General features: G+C 62.8%; 15 protein-coding genes and 4 tRNA genes. 7 read left to right on the forward strand and 12 right to left on the reverse strand.

The genetic code is table 11. The annotated features are described in order from the left end of the window. The first annotated feature begins 61 nt into the window (after positions 1-61). Entirely contained in the window at positions 62-1,033 is a 972-nt protein-coding gene (locus BVH01_RS22505; protein WP_075932451.1) for a magnesium and cobalt transport protein CorA, read from the forward strand. A gap of 31 nt (positions 1,034-1,064) precedes the next feature. On the opposite strand, the gene BVH01_RS22510 is transcribed toward BVH01_RS22505, so the two are convergent. From BVH01_RS22510 to BVH01_RS22520, 3 genes are all read right to left on the reverse strand, one after another. Then, on the reverse strand, positions 1,065-1,850 hold the full coding sequence (locus tag BVH01_RS22510; protein ID WP_139315692.1) for an ABC transporter permease: 786 nt from the start codon (positions 1,848-1,850) through the stop codon (positions 1,065-1,067). Further along, the gene (locus BVH01_RS22515; protein WP_075932453.1) at positions 1,850-2,782 is read right to left on the reverse strand and encodes an ABC transporter ATP-binding protein; all 933 of its coding nucleotides are present in this window, start codon (positions 2,780-2,782) and stop codon (positions 1,850-1,852) included. The genes BVH01_RS22510 and BVH01_RS22515 overlap by 1 nt, the downstream gene beginning before the upstream one ends. Positions 2,783-2,913: 131 nt before the next feature. After that, complete coding sequence (locus tag BVH01_RS22520; RefSeq protein WP_075932454.1) at positions 2,914-3,534, reverse strand: glutathione S-transferase family protein; 621 nt, start codon at positions 3,532-3,534, stop codon at positions 2,914-2,916. A 333-nt stretch (positions 3,535-3,867) separates the two neighbouring features. Here BVH01_RS22520 and BVH01_RS22525 point away from each other — a divergent pair, with 333 nt between their 5' ends. After that, positions 3,868-6,315, forward strand: coding sequence for an acyl-CoA dehydrogenase (locus tag BVH01_RS22525; RefSeq protein WP_075932455.1), 2,448 nt, complete (start codon positions 3,868-3,870; stop codon positions 6,313-6,315). A gap of 76 nt (positions 6,316-6,391) precedes the next feature. Then, a complete protein-coding gene (locus BVH01_RS22530) occupies positions 6,392-6,802 on the forward strand; it encodes a PA2817 family protein (protein WP_075932456.1) in 411 nt (136 codons plus the stop codon). 99 nt (positions 6,803-6,901) lie between these two features. On the opposite strand, the gene BVH01_RS22535 is transcribed toward BVH01_RS22530, so the two are convergent. The 4 genes from BVH01_RS22535 to BVH01_RS22550 form a co-directional block, all read right to left on the reverse strand. Further along, positions 6,902-6,977: transfer RNA gene (locus BVH01_RS22535), tRNA-Gly, on the reverse strand. Positions 6,978-6,990: 13 nt separating this feature from the next. Then, positions 6,991-7,066: transfer RNA gene (locus BVH01_RS22540), tRNA-Glu, on the reverse strand. A 46-nt stretch (positions 7,067-7,112) separates the two neighbouring features. Further along, a tRNA-Gly gene (locus tag BVH01_RS22545) sits at positions 7,113-7,188 on the reverse strand. 29 nt (positions 7,189-7,217) lie between these two features. Beyond that, positions 7,218-7,293: transfer RNA gene (locus BVH01_RS22550), tRNA-Glu, on the reverse strand. Positions 7,294-7,596: 303 nt separating this feature from the next. On the opposite strand from BVH01_RS22550, the gene BVH01_RS22555 reads away from it, so the two are divergent. Next, positions 7,597-8,367, forward strand: a complete 771-nt coding sequence (locus BVH01_RS22555; RefSeq protein WP_075932457.1) for a hypothetical protein — start codon at positions 7,597-7,599, stop codon at positions 8,365-8,367. A gap of 32 nt (positions 8,368-8,399) precedes the next feature. Here BVH01_RS22555 and BVH01_RS22560 read toward each other — a convergent pair whose 3' ends face one another. Together BVH01_RS22560 and BVH01_RS22565 are read right to left on the reverse strand one after the other, a co-directional pair. Further along, positions 8,400-8,882: a GAF domain-containing protein gene (locus BVH01_RS22560; protein WP_075932458.1), complete on the reverse strand. Its 483-nt coding sequence runs from the start codon at positions 8,880-8,882 to the stop codon at positions 8,400-8,402. Further along, on the reverse strand, positions 8,879-9,769 hold the full coding sequence (locus BVH01_RS22565; protein ID WP_075932459.1) for an ATP-binding protein: 891 nt from the start codon (positions 9,767-9,769) through the stop codon (positions 8,879-8,881). Before BVH01_RS22565 ends, BVH01_RS22560 begins: the two co-directional genes overlap by 4 nt. A 101-nt stretch (positions 9,770-9,870) precedes the next feature. On the opposite strand from BVH01_RS22565, the gene BVH01_RS22570 reads away from it, so the two are divergent. Further along, complete coding sequence (locus BVH01_RS22570; RefSeq protein ID WP_075932460.1) at positions 9,871-12,180, forward strand: response regulator; 2,310 nt, start codon at positions 9,871-9,873, stop codon at positions 12,178-12,180. 18 nt (positions 12,181-12,198) lie between these two features. Here BVH01_RS22570 and BVH01_RS22575 read toward each other — a convergent pair whose 3' ends face one another. From BVH01_RS22575 to msrB, 3 genes are all read right to left on the reverse strand, one after another. Then, positions 12,199-12,651, reverse strand: a complete 453-nt coding sequence (locus BVH01_RS22575; protein ID WP_075932461.1) for a MarR family winged helix-turn-helix transcriptional regulator — start codon at positions 12,649-12,651, stop codon at positions 12,199-12,201. Next, positions 12,644-13,132, reverse strand: a complete 489-nt coding sequence (locus BVH01_RS22580; RefSeq protein ID WP_075932462.1) for a glutathione peroxidase — start codon at positions 13,130-13,132, stop codon at positions 12,644-12,646. The genes BVH01_RS22575 and BVH01_RS22580 overlap by 8 nt, the downstream gene beginning before the upstream one ends. 118 nt (positions 13,133-13,250) lie before the next feature. Then, the gene (gene msrB / locus BVH01_RS22585; RefSeq protein WP_075932463.1) at positions 13,251-13,649 is read right to left on the reverse strand and encodes a peptide-methionine (R)-S-oxide reductase MsrB; all 399 of its coding nucleotides are present in this window, start codon (positions 13,647-13,649) and stop codon (positions 13,251-13,253) included. A gap of 147 nt (positions 13,650-13,796) precedes the next feature. On the opposite strand from msrB, the gene BVH01_RS22590 reads away from it, so the two are divergent. Together BVH01_RS22590 and BVH01_RS22595 are read left to right on the forward strand one after the other, a co-directional pair. Beyond that, positions 13,797-15,008 carry a pyridoxal phosphate-dependent aminotransferase gene (locus tag BVH01_RS22590; RefSeq protein WP_075932464.1) on the forward strand — a complete coding sequence of 404 codons (1,212 nt, stop codon included), beginning with the start codon at positions 13,797-13,799 and terminating at the stop codon, positions 15,006-15,008. 13 nt (positions 15,009-15,021) lie between these two features. Then, positions 15,022-15,768, forward strand: a complete 747-nt coding sequence (locus BVH01_RS22595) for an SDR family NAD(P)-dependent oxidoreductase (protein WP_075932465.1) — start codon at positions 15,022-15,024, stop codon at positions 15,766-15,768. The last annotated feature ends 2 nt before the right edge of the window (positions 15,769-15,770 follow it).

A 15,770-nucleotide genomic window follows, 5' to 3' on the forward strand; every position in this document is an offset into this window, starting at 1 on the left:
CTGCTGAGCGCGGCGAGATAAGCAGGTAAGCTGCCAGCACCAATCTGGCGTGGGGCACACCATGGGCGAAGTGGTCGCAGCAGCGGTTTACAGCAAGGGCCGCAAGGTCAGCGATATTCATCTTGACGAGGGTCGGGAATGGGCCGGCAAGCCCGAGCACTTCGTGTGGATCGGCCTGCACGATCCCGGCAGCCAGGAACTCGGCAACCTGCAGCGCCAGTTCAACCTGCACGAACTGGCCCTGGAGGATGCCCTGCAACGCCACACCCGCCCCAAGCTGGAGATTTTCGGCGACGCGCTGTTTCTGGTGCTCTATTCGCCCGTGCAGGTCGGCGGCGAGCTGACCTTCGTGGAAACCCAGCTGTTCGCCGGCAAGGGCTACGTGATCAGCGCCCGCTACGGCGATTCGGCGCCTTACTCCAAGGTGCGCCAGCGCTGCGAAGCCAGGCCGCTGCTGCTCGAGCACGGCGAAGACTTCGTGCTCTACGCACTGATCAGCTTCATCATCGAAAATTACCGGCCGCTGATGGACGCCTATTACAGCGAGTTGGAGCAGCTCGAACAGACGGTACTCGAATGCGCCATGACCCACAGCGAGGTGGTGCGCATCCAACAACTGCGCCGCGACCTGCTACGCCTGCGCCGCAACATCGGGCCCCTCGCGGAGATCTGCCAGGAGCTGCAGCACCTGGACTTCCCCTTCATCGACAAGAACATGCGACCGTACTTTCGCGACGTAGCGATTCACGTCAATCGCCTGCTCGAAGACCTGACCAACCTGCGCGAGATGGCCGATCATGCCATCGAGATCGGCCTGCTGCTCGAGTCGTCCCGGCAAAGCGTGGTGCAGCGTAAATTCGCCGCCTGGGCAGCGATCCTGGCCTTCCCTACCGCCGTGGCCGGTATCTACGGCATGAACTTTCACAACATGCCGGAGCTGACCTGGCAGTACGGCTATTTCGCCGTACTCGGCGTGATCGGCGCAGGTTGTGCCGGGCTCTACGCCAGCTTCCGCCATTACGGCTGGCTGTAGGGCTCGCCCGCAGCCTGCCGCGACAAACCGCTTACTGACGCATCCCGCGCCCGCTGACCAGCAGGCGCACGCACAGCACATAGAGCACCGCCGTGGCGACCAGCATGAAGCCGATGGCGGTGCCGATGCTGATATCCGACACACCAAGGATGCCGTAACGGAAGGCGTTGACCATGTGCAGCACCGGGTTGGCCATCGATACCGTCTGCCAGAATGGCGGCAGCAGGCTGATCGAATAGAACACCCCACCCAGGTAGGTCAGCGGCGTCAGCACGAAGGTCGGGATGATCGAGATGTCGTCGAAGTTGCGTGCGAACACCGCGTTGACGAAGCCGCCCAGGGAAAAGATGGTCGCCGTCAGCAATACCACCAGCACCGTTAACCCGAGGTGATGCACCTGCAAATGGGTGAAGAACAGCGATAGAAGCGTGACGATGATGCCGACCGCCAGGCCGCGCAGCACGCCACCGGTGACGTAGCCGATGAGGATGGTGTGCGGTGAGACTGGCGACACCATCAGCTCCTCGACCGAGCGCTGGAACTTGCTGCCGAAGAAGCTCGACACCACGTTGCCGTAGGCGTTGGTGATCACCGACATCATGATCAAACCCGGCACGATGTACTCCATGTAGGTGAAGCCATCCATGTCGCCGATCTGTCGGCCGATCAGGTTGCCGAAGATCACGAAGTACAGAACCATGGTGATCGCCGGCGGCAGCAGGGTCTGCGGCCAGATGCGCATGAAGCGGCGCACTTCGCGATAGACGATGGTGCGCAAGGCCACCAGGTTGGCGCTGAACTCGGACTGCTCGTGCATCATACGGCCACCTTCGACAGGTTCTTCTCGACCAGGGACACGAACAGCTCCTCCAGGCGGTTGCTCTTGTTACGCAGGCTCAGCACCTCGATGTCATGCGCCGCCAACTGGCGGAACAGATCGGTGACGCCCTGGCTCTTGTCGACCTGCACCTCGAGGGTGTGGCGGTCGACCAGCTTGGCGGGGTAGCCGGCAAGAGCTGGCACGGCTGCCAGGTCGTGCTTGAGATCGAGCAGGAAGGTCTCGACGTGCAGCTTGCCCAGCAGCGCCTTCATGCTGGTGTTTTCTACGATCCGCCCATGGTCGATGATGCCGATGTTGCGGCACAGCTGCTCGGCCTCTTCCAGATAATGGGTGGTGAGGATGATGGTGATGCCCTGCTTGTTGAGGTCGGTGAGAAAGCTCCACATAGAACGGCGCAGCTCGATGTCGACGCCCGCGGTCGGCTCGTCGAGGATCAGCAGGCGCGGCTCATGCACCAGCGCGCGGGCGATCATCAGCCGGCGCTTCATGCCACCGGAGAGCTCCCGTGACGCCACGCCGCGCTTTTCCCACAACCCAAGCTGGGTGAGGTACTGCTCGGCGCGCTCTTTGGCCAGGCGCGCGGGAATACCGTAGTAACCCGCCTGGGTCACGACGATATCGAAGACCTTCTCGAACTGGTTGAAGTTGAACTCCTGAGGCACCACGCCGAGGCAGCGCTTGAGCGCAGCGGGCTGGGCATCGAGGTCATGGCCGAACACGTTGACCGTGCCGCTGGACTTGTTCACCAGAGTGGAAAGAATGCCGATGGTAGTGGACTTGCCGGCACCGTTGGGCCCCAGCAAGGCGAAGAAGTCACCCTCGGCGACGTCGAGATCGAGACCGTGCAAGGCGGTGAAGCCGTTGCCATAGGTTTTGGTCAGCTGTCGGATCGACAGAGCAGTACTCATAAAGGATACGCACGCATGAAAAAGACAGGGTTTAGATGGGGGTAAAGCGCAAACATTGCAACGCAATTGCCCGCCCATGGGCATCGCTAAAACATAGGCGGTGACGACGCCGGTGGTTTTTAGAGGCGCCCTCAGGTCAGCTCGGTCATCACTGCACGCTGGTAGGCCGGGCGCTCGCGCAGTCGCGCGTACCAGGCCTGCAGGTTGGGCTGCGCTGGCCGCTCGATGGGCATTTCGAACCAGGCATAGATGAAACTGCCCAGAGGAATGTCGCCCATGGCGAAGCGCTCACCGGACAGGTAAGGCTGCTCGCCCAGCGCCTTTTCGGGCAGCGCCAACACCTCGATACAGCGCTGCCGGGCCGCTTCGATCACGGCCTCGTTGCGCCGCTCGACCGGAGTACGCAAGGTGCCCCAGAACAGATCGCGAAACTCACCGGCGAAGCTGGAGGTCGTCCAGTCCATCCACTTGTCGCCACCGGCGCGGCTGACAGGATCCTCAGGATAAAGGGAGCCCGGCGCATAGGCCGCGGCGAGGTAACGCACGATGGCGTTGGATTCCCACAGCACCAGGCCGTCGTCTTCGATCATCGGCACGCGGCCGTTGGGATTGCGCGCCAGGTACTCGGGTTGATCGACCACGCCAAAGGCGCCACCGGCCTCGACTCGCTCGTAAGCGACGCCCGCTTCTTCAGCGCACCACAGCGCCTTGCGTACGTTGCTGGAATTCTTGCGGCCCCAAATTTTCAGCATCACCAACCGTCCTTATCAGAGTCCTGCCAACGGAGAGGCTGACAACCCTACCACTGTGTCGCCAAGAAGGAAGCCGGCCACGGTGATGTTGGCTATCGACCTCGTTCATGGAGCAGACGACCAGCGTGATTCACGGGCTGACCAACAGGTCATCCGTGGATGCAATTTGTTATACGAACTCGCCAGCCTACAGCGGGGTCACTATCGGGAACGCGACGGGTCACGATCCTTCAGGACGTGCTCTGTTACGCCCCTGTCGGCAGCTTTTGCACGGGCCGACTACGATTATGGCGGCACACGCCGTTCTGCTGTCGCCATCACGGAGGATTCTGCATGCTCGCTGTCTGGTTGCTCGTTCTGGTCATCGGTACGGCCTATTTGGCCCACCGCCGCACGGCTCCCCTGCCCGCCCTGGCAATCGTTGCCGCCTATCTGTTGATCATGGGTGCCTACAGCCACGCACCAGGCTGGCTGCTGGTGATCTTCTGGCTGCTGTGGCTAGCGGTCGCCATCCCGCTGGCGCTACCGGAGTTGCGCCGCAAGCACTTCACCAAGCCGCTGTTCGCCTGGTTCCAGAAAGTGCTGCCGCCGATGTCCAATACCGAGAAGGATGCCATCGAAGCCGGCACCGTCTGGTGGGACGGCGAGCTGTTCAGCGGTCGCCCGGATTGGGACAAGCTGTTGGCCTACCCGAAAGCCACGCTAACCGCCGAAGAACAGGCATTCATCGATGGCCCTACCGAAGAGCTATGCGCCATGGTCAGCGAATGGGAAATCGGCCAGCGCATGGATCTGCCGGCAGAAGCCTGGGAACACATCAAGCAGCATGGCTTCTTCGCCCTGATCATTCCCAAGGAATACGGCGGCAAGGGATTCTCGGCCTACGCCCACTCGCAAGTGGCGATGAAGCTGGCGACCCGCAGCGGCGACCTGGCCTCCACCGTGATGGTGCCCAACTCCCTCGGCCCGGCCGAGCTGCTGCTGCATTACGGCACCGAAGAACAGCGCAACCATTACCTGCCGCGCCTGGCCCGCGGCGACGACATCCCCTGCTTCGCCCTGACCGGCCCACTGGCCGGTTCCGATGCCGGCGCCATGCCCGACAGCGGAGTGATCTGCAAAGGCCAGTGGAATGGCGAGGAAGTCGTCGGCCTGCGCCTGAACTGGGAAAAGCGCTACATCACCCTGGGCCCGGTAGCGACGCTGCTCGGCGTGGCCTTCAAGGCCTATGACCCTGATCACCTGCTCGGCGACAAGGAAGAGCTCGGTATCAGCCTGGCGCTGATTCCCACCGATACCCCCGGCGTAGATATCGGCCGCCGTCACCTGCCGCTTGGCGCCGCCTTCATGAACGGCCCCAATAGCGGCAAGGACGTGTTCATCCCGCTGGACTACCTGATCGGCGGGCCGGACTACCTCGGCAAGGGCTGGATGATGCTGATGAACTGCCTGTCGGTCGGCCGCTCGATCTCGCTGCCGGCAGTCGGAACCGGTGCCGCCAAGTACACCAGCCTGGTCACCGGCCAGTACAGCCAGGTACGTGAGCAGTTCAACGTGCCACTGTCGGCCTTCGAAGGTATTCAGGAAGCTCTGGCACGTATCGGTGGCAACGCCTGGCTGATGGACAGCGCACGCATCCTCACCGCCAACGCGGTCGACCTGGGCGAGAAACCCTCGGTACTGTCGGCGATCCTCAAGTATCACCTGACCGAGCGCGGGCGTGAATGCATCACCCACGCCATGGACGTGCACGGCGGCAAGGGCATCATCATGGGCCCGAGCAACTACCTGGGCCGCTCCTGGCAAGGCGCGCCGATCTTCATCACCGTCGAGGGCGCCAACATCCTCTCGCGCAACCTGATGATCTTCGGCCAAGGCGCTATCCGCTGCCATCCCTACGTGCTCAAGGAAATGGCCCTGGCCGGCCGCGAGGACCGCGACCAGGCATTGCTGGAATTCGACGATCTGCTGATGCAACACATCGGCTTCGCCGTCAGCAACGCCGCCAGCACGCTGATCCTGAGCCTCAGCCTGGGCCTGCTCGGCAAGGTACCGGGCGACCGCATCAGCCGCCCTTACTTCCGCGCCCTCAATCGCCTGAGCGCCGCCTTCGCCATGCTCGCCGACCTCAGCATGATGTTGCTGGGCGGTGAACTGAAGCGCCGCGAGCGCCTGTCGGCCCGCCTGGGCGACGTACTCAGCCATCTGTATCTGGCCTCCGCGGCGCTCAAGCGTTATCACGACCAGGACTATCCGGAGCACGTACGCCCACTGCTGCACTGGGCACTGGAAGAGAGCCTGGGCAAGGCCGAAACCGCCATCGACGAGCTGCTCGGCAACTTCCCCAACCGCCTGCTGGGCAGCGCTTTGCGCGTGCTGGTATTCCCCTTCGGCCGCCGCCACCAGGGCCCGGACGATCAGCTCGACGCGCAAGTCGCCGCGATCATCGGCCAGAATGCTGGCAATCCGGCGCTCGAGGCCGTGCTCGAAGGCTGCTTCCGCCCCACCTCGCCCGAGGATCCGGTCGGTGCTCTGCAACACGCCTTCAACCTGCTGCAGGAGGCTGCGCCACTGCAGAAGAAACTGCACAAGGCCGTCAAGGCTGGGCAAGTGCGTGAAGCGCCCGGGCACAACGAGATTGAAACGGCAGTCGCCGCCGGCGTGCTCAGCGCCGAGGAAGGCCAACAGTTGCAGCGCGCCGAGCAGGCCCGCCGCGTGGTGATCGACGTCGACGACTTCAGCAAGGAGGATCTGCTGCCCAGCGAAGGCAAGGTGAGGTAATCGCAAGGCAGAGACGACAGCGGGCGCCATGGACCTTATACTCCGGCGCCCGTTTTACTTTCAGGATCACCCGGACATGGCCAATCCCCATCTCGACCATCACATCGTCCTGCTCAACCACCTGCGCACCATCCTCGTTGCCCTGGGTGAAGCCGAGCAGATCCTCGATGCCAGCCATGCCAACTTTCTCGAGCGCTACGACGAGTTGCTCGCCGAACTGCCCGTGGACATGGAGCGCAGCCTGTACCTGGGCCAGGAACTGATCAGCCAGATCTTCCAGCGTTACCCGCAGATCGCCCACCTGGTACCGCGCGACCTGCTGTGGTTCTTCGGCGGCGATTGCCTGCACTTCATGCCGGACGATGAGATCGACCTGTACCAGCAGCTCGACGAGCGCCGCTTCTACGCCGAAGAGAACGACGAGCCGTTCGACTGGAACCAGGAAAAGCAACTGCTGGCCATGCCGGCACCGACCAGCCGCCACTGACGAAAAAGCCCGCCAGCAATAGTGATGCTGACGGGCTTTGTTCTGCGCCAAAACGCAGATACGAAAACGCCGCTCGATTGAGCGGCGTTTTCGTTTATATGGAGCGGGAAACGAGACTCGAACTCGCGACCCCGACCTTGGCAAGGTCGTGCTCTACCAACTGAGCTATTCCCGCATTTACAACAAATTGGCGTCCCCTAGGGGACTCGAACCCCTGTTACCGCCGTGAAAGGGCGGTGTCCTAGGCCACTAGACGAAGGGGACCTGGAACTTCTTACAACGATTCAGCTGCCACGCTGAACCTGAAATCTGGAGCGGGAAACGAGACTCGAACTCGCGACCCCGACCTTGGCAAGGTCGTGCTCTACCAACTGAGCTATTCCCGCAATCTTTGCTGCTCCACTTCTTCTGGAAGTGGCGTCCCCTAGGGGACTCGAACCCCTGTTACCGCCGTGAAAGGGCGGTGTCCTAGGCCACTAGACGAAGGGGACATTGCCCGGAATTTCCGGCTTCCCCGCTGTGCTTTTCAGCATTACCGTGGAAGTGGCGCGCATTCTATGGAGCCTTTCAACACTCGTCAACAGCTCATATAAAAATTTTTAAAATCAACGACTTCAATCTGATTCCAAGACCATCGGCAGAGTGCCTGCCGAACATGCCTGCTTTAATGCGACAAGCGAAACGCGCAGACCGCGCAATGATGGCAGAACGCGAGTAAGATGACTGATAGCGACAGGCAGCGCCACCTTGCGGGCCGCTGCGCCCTGCCCCAAGGCTTTGAAGAGGTTTAGACGATGTCCTCGCTCGTGATCACCATGGCGATAATCGGCGGTATCACGCTGTTGGTGCTGCTGGCCTATCTGAATCAACTGGCCGAAAACAACAAGCGCAAGAAGGCGCGCCTGAAAGCCGACCTGGCCGAGCGCTACCGGCGCATCGCCGACCTCAACGAACAGTTCGCCGGCCAGTTCATGACGCCCGAGCTCAAGCTGCTGTTGTGCAGCCTGCAACTACAGTTCGCCGAGCGCATCCTGGAAGTCGACAAACAGGACAGCGCCTACGCGACCATGGTCGAGGAGCTGCGCAAGCTGATCGCCATGGGCCCGGACATTCCAGTGCGCAACGCGCCCTATCACGTGACCGATGACGCCAAGGCCACCCAGGTTCGCGCCCAGCTGGAAGCGCTCCACGGCCAGGTCGGCAAGCTTGCGCAGACCGGCCAGCTACCTGTCGACGAAGCCAAGAAGTGGGCCAAGGAAATTCGTCATATGCTGGTGCAGCTGTATGTGGACCTGTACGGCAACCAGGCCAAACAGGCGCTGCAGCAGCAACAGAACGGGCACGCCCGGCTGGCCCTGGAGCGTGGCGTACAATTTCTGCAGAAGCAGGCCGATGCCGCCCGCTACCAGGCGACCCTGGCGCAGTTCCAGAAGCAGCTGGAACGCGTCAATGCAATGCTGGTCAGCTCCCAGGCGCCTAGCGGCGATGCGAACAGCGAGCTGGACGAGGGGCTGAAGTCGATGGAAGACGACGGCGACTGGAAGAAGAAGGCGCTATACGACTGAGAGGCCTGCGCCTCTCAGGCCTCACTGCTCTTCTAGCAATCACTGGCGCGCAGCAGCACGGCGGCCAGCCCTTCGATACCACGCTGATCCGCCTCGGTGAAACGCCCCGTTCGCGGGCTATCCAGATCCAGCACACCGATCAGCCGGCCGTCCTTGAGCAACGGCACCACCAGCTCGCTGTTGGACGCGCTGTCGCAGGCGATATGGCCAGGGAAGGCGTGCACATCCTCGACCCGCTGGGTTTGCCGCGATGCCGCCGCAGCGCCACACACGCCGCGCCCGAAGGCGATGCGCACGCAAGCCACCTTGCCCTGGAACGGGCCGAGCACCAGCTCATCGTCCTTTACCAGATAGAAACCGGCCCAATTGAGGCCCTCCAGCTCGTGATAGACGAAAGCACTGAACTGCGCCGCGTTGGCGATGAAATCCCGCTCGCCGGACAGCAAGGCCTCCAGCTGGGCGGTCAGCAGGGCGTAGCCGTCCAGGCCGGAACCGGTTTGACTCAAGTCGATCATTGCGATGTCTCCAGTAGCTGCAGCCCGACCCACTGGCGGGCGAACTGATAGGCACAACGGCCATTACGATTGCCGCGCCCGGTGGCCCAGCGCACGGCGAGTATTTCCAACTCCTCGCTCCACTGCCATTGCAGGCCGGCCTGCTCGGCCTGAACCTCGATCCAGTGGCGTACCACGTCGAGGTAATGCTGCTGGGTGAAGGGATAGAAGGAAAGCCACAGGCCGAAGCGGTCCGACAATGCGATCTTGTCCTCGACGGCCTCGTTCGGGTGCAGCTCGCCGTCGACCATCTTGGTGTTGGCGTTGTCGCTCTCGCGTTCCGGCACCAGGTGCCGACGGTTGGACGTGGCGTACAGCAGTACGTTTTCCGGGGAACGCTCCAGCGAGCCGTCGAGCACGCTCTTGAGTACCCGGTAATCGCCCTCGCCCGCCTCGAACGACAGGTCGTCGCAGAACAGAATGAAGCGCTGTGGCAACTTCATCAGTTGCTCGACCACCCGCGGCAAATCGGCCAGGTGATCACGCTCGATCTCGATCAAGCGCAGTCCGGCTCCGGCATGCTCGGCCAGCAGCGCGCGAACCAGCGACGACTTGCCGGTGCCGCGCGCGCCCCACAACAGCGCGTGGTTGGCCGGCATACCCTGCACGAACTGCCGGGTATTACGCGCCAGTTGCTCGCGCTGGGTATCGACGCCGATCAGGTCGCTGAGAGTCATGTCCAGGCTCACCTTGAGCGCCTGCAGGTAGCCCGAACGGCCTTCACGCTGCCAGCGCGCGGCCAGGGTATCGGTCCATTCCAGCGGTTCGCGAACAGCCGGCAACAGCGGCTCGATGCGGGTCAGCACGCTTTCGGCGCGAGCCAGAAAATCGGTAATACGGGAATCCACGTAGCAGCTCCTCGAGTATTCAGTCTGTGAGGCAGGTGTGCCGAAAAACAGGCCAGATCGACTATGCTTGGGCAGCGATCGGAACGAGACAGCGCCCCAATATGGAAATACCACTCAGACAGCGACTGTCATTCAAGCAGGCCGGCCTCACCGTTCTCGTCGCGTTCATTCTGGGCGCATTGCTCAGCCTGGTGCAGATCGGCGTCGATTATGCCAGCGAAGACGCGGCCATCAACCGCGAGATTCGTGCGCTGATGGAGATCAGCCACAACCCTGCCGCGCGGATTGCCTACAACATCGATGCCGAACTCGCCCAGGAGCTGGTCGTCGGCCTGCGCCGCTCCCCCGCGGTGATCGGCGCGCGCATCGTCGACAGCAATGGCGAGGTACTGGCCAGCGCCGCTCAGCCATCCATGCAGAGCCGTTACCGGCTGTTCAGCGACTTCCTGTTCGGCAGCAGTCGCCATTTTGAGACCCGACTGTCGGTCGATCACGCGCCAGACGAACAACTCGGCATGCTGCAACTCGACATCGACACCTACGCGTTCGGCAGCAACTTTCTCAAGCGTTCGGTGCTGACCATGGTCAATGGTTTCACCCGCAGCCTGCTGCTGTCGGTGATCCTGCTGGTGCTCTTTTACTTCATGCTCACCAAGCCGCTCACCCAGGTGATTCAGGCGCTGGCCGGCCGTGACCTGCGCACCCCCGACCGCACGCCGCTGCCCTGTCCGCCCGGTCATGAGCGCGACGAGATCGGCGTGCTGGTCAAGGTCGCCAACCGCCAGTTCGCCAGCATCGCCACCGAGATCGAGCAACGACGCACCGCCGAAGACCGCCTTACCGACTACCTGGGCGAACTGGAGGCCATCGTCTCGGCCAGGACCGTCGAGCTGAAAGCCGCCAACAACCGCCTCAGCCGCTCCAACGACGAGCTGGAGCAGGCCCGCCGTGACGCCCTGGCCATGGCCCAGGCGCGCTCGATCTTCCTGGCCAACATGAGCCACGAGATCCGCACACCGCTCAACGGTCTGCTGGGCATGCTCGCCCTGTCGCTCGAAGGGCCGTTGAACAGCGAACAGCGCCAGCAGCTGTCCATCGCCCACGACTCCGGCAAGGTGCTGGTCGACCTGCTCAACGACATTCTCGACCTGTCGAAATTCGAGGCCGGCCAGCTGGAGCTGGAGCGTATCGCCTTCGACCTCGGCGCGCTGGTGGAAGGCACCGCCAGCCTGCTGTCGCAAAACGCCCAGGCTGGTGTGGAGCTGACCTGCCTGATCGATCCACAGCTACCGGCCCAGGTACTCGGCGACCCAACGCGGGTGCGGCAGATCGTTAGCAACCTGTTGTCCAACGCCTTGAAATTCACCCGCGAAGGCCGCGTCGACATTCGTATCGGCGCCGAGGGCGAATGCATCCGTATCGAGGTCTGCGACACCGGCATCGGCATCGCCGAGGATGCCCAGGCGCGCATCTTCCAACCGTTCACCCAGGCCGGCGCCAACATAACCCGGCAGTTCGGCGGCACCGGGCTCGGCCTGGCGCTCACGCGCCGTCTCTGCGAGGCGATGGACGGCACGCTGGAGCTGCGGTCCACGCCGGGTAGCGGCAGCCGCTTCAGCGCCATTTTGCCGCTGCCCAGCCTGGACGCTGCGCCGCCTGCGCCGCAGCTGAGCGGACGCGTGCTGGCGATCTGTGGCGCCGAAACCGGCCTGGCCGAGCTGCTACCGCTGCTGATCGGCAACTGGGGCCTGAGCTACCGCCGCCTCGACAGCGCTGGGGGTGTCGAGGCGCTCGACGCCGACGTATTGATCAGCGATTGCCCCACTTGCATGAAAAAGCTGCGCGAGCAAACGGCGACGCCGATCATCCTGGTCACCGCCTACGGCAGCTTCCTCGATAGCGAACAGGCCGCGGCACTCGCGCCGCTGGAACAGGTCGCCAGGCCGCTGACCCGACAGCACCTGCTGCAGGCACTGAATCACGCGCTGCTGCGTGCATCCGACGACCTCGCCGGTGCTGCCATGCCAATCGCCACCGACCGCAAAGCGGCGCGCGTGCTGCTGGTCGAGGACAATCCGGTCAACCAGTTGGTCGCCAAGGGCATGCTGGCCAAACAGGGGCTCGACGTGGTGCTGGCCAACAATGGCCAGCAGGCCCTGGACAGGCTGCAGGAAGAAGCGTTCGCGCTGGTGCTGATGGACTGCAACATGCCGGTCATGGATGGCTACGAGGCCAGCCGCCGCATTCGGGAAAACCCGACCTGGCAGCAGCTGCCGATCATCGCACTGACCGCCAATGCCCTGTCGGACGAGCGCCAACGTTGCCTGGCCGCGGGCATGAACGATTACCTGGCCAAGCCCTTCCGCCGTGAAGAGTTGCTCGCCCTGCTCGACCAGTGGCTGCCCGCCTGAACGGCGAGCAGCCTTCTGCTACTCGGACAATCTTTCGCGCAGGCGCAGCAACAGTGCGTCGAGCTGGCTGCGCAAGGGTTCCAGTTGCCTGGTATCGACGCCCTGCTCGCACAGCAGTTGCTGCTTCAGCATCGGCACACGACTGCGTAGCGCACGCCCCTGCTCGCTGAGGTACAGGTGCATTTCGCGCTCATCCGCGGCGCTACGCCGACGCTCCACCAGCCCAGCCGATTGCAGCCGTTTGAGCAGCGGCGTCAGGGTGCCGGAATCGAGCAACAGGCGCTCGCCAAGGGCCTTGACCGTCGGCTGCGCGGGCGCCGACTCGTCCCACTCCCAGAGCACCAGCATCACCAGGTATTGCGGATAGGTCAGTTGCAGGCCATCGAGCATCGGCTTATAGGCTCGCACCACCTGACGGGACGCCGCGTAAAGCTTGAAGCACAGCTGACGGTCTAGCTTCAGGTCATCCATTGGTAAGTGCGTCGATCGCCGCCTGCAGGGCTTCAGGCTTGGTGGTCGGCGCGTACCGCGTGACCTCTCGACCGTCGCCACTGATCAGGAACTTGGTGAAATTCCATTTGATCCGCTGGGTGCCGAGCAAACCTGGTGCCTCGCGTTTGAGCTGCACGAACAACGGGTGCGCCGCCGGGCCGTTGACCTCCACCTTGCGAAACAGTGGAAAGCTCACTCCAAAATTCAGCTCGCAGAAACTGGAGATGGCCTGCTCGTCACCCGGTTCCTGCTTGCCGAACTGGTTGCAGGGAAAGCCCAGCACCATCAGGCCCTTTTCGCGGTACTGCTTCCAGAGTGCTTCGAGCCCCTGGTATTGCGGGGTGAAGCCACACTGACTGGCGGTGTTGACCACCAGAATGGCCTTGGCGCCGAAATCGCCCAGGCGTTTCTGTTCGCCCGTGATGGTGGTGCAGGGAATGGCCAGCAGGTCTTGGCTCATGGCGTCAGGGCTCTTCTGATTGAGTGAAGCGAAAAGAGTAGCCAGCGATTTAATTGCACACAATTCAATTCATAAAAAAACAGGCCCGCCATTGGCGAGCCTGATAGCGAATCTGTCTTCAGGCCTCGTGGGGTACGTGCTTGAGCGATACCGAATTGATGCAGTAACGCAGCCCGGTGGGCCGCGGGCCATCGGGAAATACATGCCCCAGGTGCGCATCACAGTTGCTGCAGCGCACTTCGATGCGGTGCATGCCGTGGCTGAAGTCGTCCAGCTCGGTGATCACCTGATCGTTGAGCGGCTGGAAGTAACTCGGCCAGCCGCAACCGGAGTCGAACTTGGCGTCCGAGTCGAACAGCGGCGTGCCGCAGCACACGCATTTATAGACACCCGGCACCTTGCTGTCGTGGTACTCACCGGTGAACGGCCGTTCGGTGCCGCCCAGACGGCAGACGTTGAACTGCGCGTCCGTCAGCTCCTCGCGCCAGGTTTCCAGTGGTTTTTCGAGCTTGCTCACAGGCCGTCCTCCTCGGGATAAAAAAGCCCTATCTGTATCTTTGCCCGACTCAGGCTGACACGTATGATTCGACACCTCAACCCGCCACGGCTCGCCGCCGCCTCGGCCCCTTAGAGGCCGCCTTTCTTCGATTCGGGATTCTTCACCATGCAGGTCAGCAAATCCAACAAGCTCGCCAACGTCTGCTACGACATTCGCGGCCCGGTGCTCAAACACGCCAAGCGTCTGGAAGAGGAAGGCCAGCGCATCCTCAAGCTGAACATCGGCAACCCCGCGCCATTCGGTTTCGAAGCCCCCGAGGAAATTCTCCAGGACGTGATCCGCAACCTGCCCACGGCGCAAGGCTACAGCGATTCCAAGGGCCTGTTCAGCGCGCGCAAGGCGGTGATGCAGTACTGCCAGCAGAAGCAGATCGAAGGCGTCGGCATCGAGGACATCTACCTGGGCAACGGCGTGTCCGAACTGATCGTCATGGCCATGCAGGCCCTGCTCAACAATGGTGACGAAGTGCTGATCCCGGCGCCCGACTACCCGCTATGGACCGCCGCCGTGGCGCTCTCCGGCGGCAAGCCGGTGCACTACCTGTGCGACGAGCAGGCCGGCTGGTTTCCGGACATCGCCGACATGCGCGCCAAGATCACCCCGAACACCAAGGCGCTGGTGCTGATCAATCCGAACAACCCCACCGGCGCCGTGTATTCGCGCGAAGTGCTGCTGGATATCGTCGAACTGGCCCGCCAGCACAATCTGGTGATCTTCTCCGACGAGATCTACGACAAGATCCTCTATGACGAAGCCCAGCACATCTCCACCGCCTCCCTGGCGCCGGACGTGCTGTGTCTGACCTTCAACGGCCTGTCCAAGTCCTACCGCGTGGCCGGTTTCCGCTCCGGCTGGGTGATCATTTCCGGCCCCAAGCACAACGCGAAAAGCTACATCGAGGGCCTCGACATCCTGGCCAACATGCGCCTGTGTGCCAACGTGCCAAGCCAGCACGCGATCCAGACCGCACTGGGTGGCTACCAGAGCATCAACGATCTGGTGTTGCCGCAGGGCCGCCTACTGGAACAGCGTAACCGCACCTGGGAGCTGCTCAACGACATTCCCGGCGTCAGCTGCGTCAAGCCCATGGGCGCGCTGTATGCCTTCCCGAAGATCGATCCCAAGGTCTGCCCGATCCACAACGACGAGAAATTCGTTCTCGACCTGCTGCTCTCCGAGAAACTGCTGGTCGTTCAGGGCACCGCCTTCAACTGGCCGTGGCCGGATCACTTCCGCGTGGTCACCCTGCCCCGCGTCGACGACCTGGAACAGGCGATCGGCCGCATCGGCAGCTTCCTCAAGACCTATCGCCAATAAAAGGAATGTACCCATGGCTGAGGCCAGACGCTACCTGCTTACCGGTGCCAGCTCCGGTATCGGTGAGGCCCTGGCCCGCCAGTTGGCCAGCCAGGGCTACGACCTGGCACTCGCTGCGCGTCGCGAGGACAACCTCCAGCTACTGGCTGGCGAACTTCGTCAGGCCCATGGCCGCAGCATCGCCGTGTTGCAACTGGACGTCACCGATTACGCAGCCTGCCAGTTAGCCGTCGAGCACGCCAGGGAGGCCCTCGGTGGCCTCGACGGGGTGATCGCCAATGCGGGCGTCGGTTTTGCCGGCAAAGCCGGCAGCGGTCGTTTCCAGCGCTACCGGCAAACCTTGGAAACCAACCTGATCGGCGCCATCGCGTGCCTCGACGCCGCCACCGAACTGTTCCGCCGACAGGGTCATGGTCATCTGGTGGCCATCGCCTCTGTCGCCGGCAAACGTGGCCTGCCCGCCAGCGCCGGCTATTCGGCGAGCAAGGCCGGGCTGATCAGCCACATGCAGTCACTGGACCTGGAGCTATATGGCAGCGACATCGCCACCACTACCATCCTGCCGGGCTACATCGACACCCCGATCAACCAGGACAGCGGCCCACGCCCGTTTCTGATCGATGTCGACCAAGGTGCCAGGCTGATCGCACGCCATATCGGCAAGCGCAGCCGTAGCGCATACGTTCCGGGTTGGCCATGGGCAGTGATCGGCCGCCTGCTGCCTTGCTTGCCCACCTGGCTCCTGGCAAGGGCCCTGTGAGT

This window comes from Pseudomonas sp. PA1(2017), assembly GCF_001945375.1.
GTDB lineage: Bacteria > Pseudomonadota > Gammaproteobacteria > Pseudomonadales > Pseudomonadaceae > Aquipseudomonas.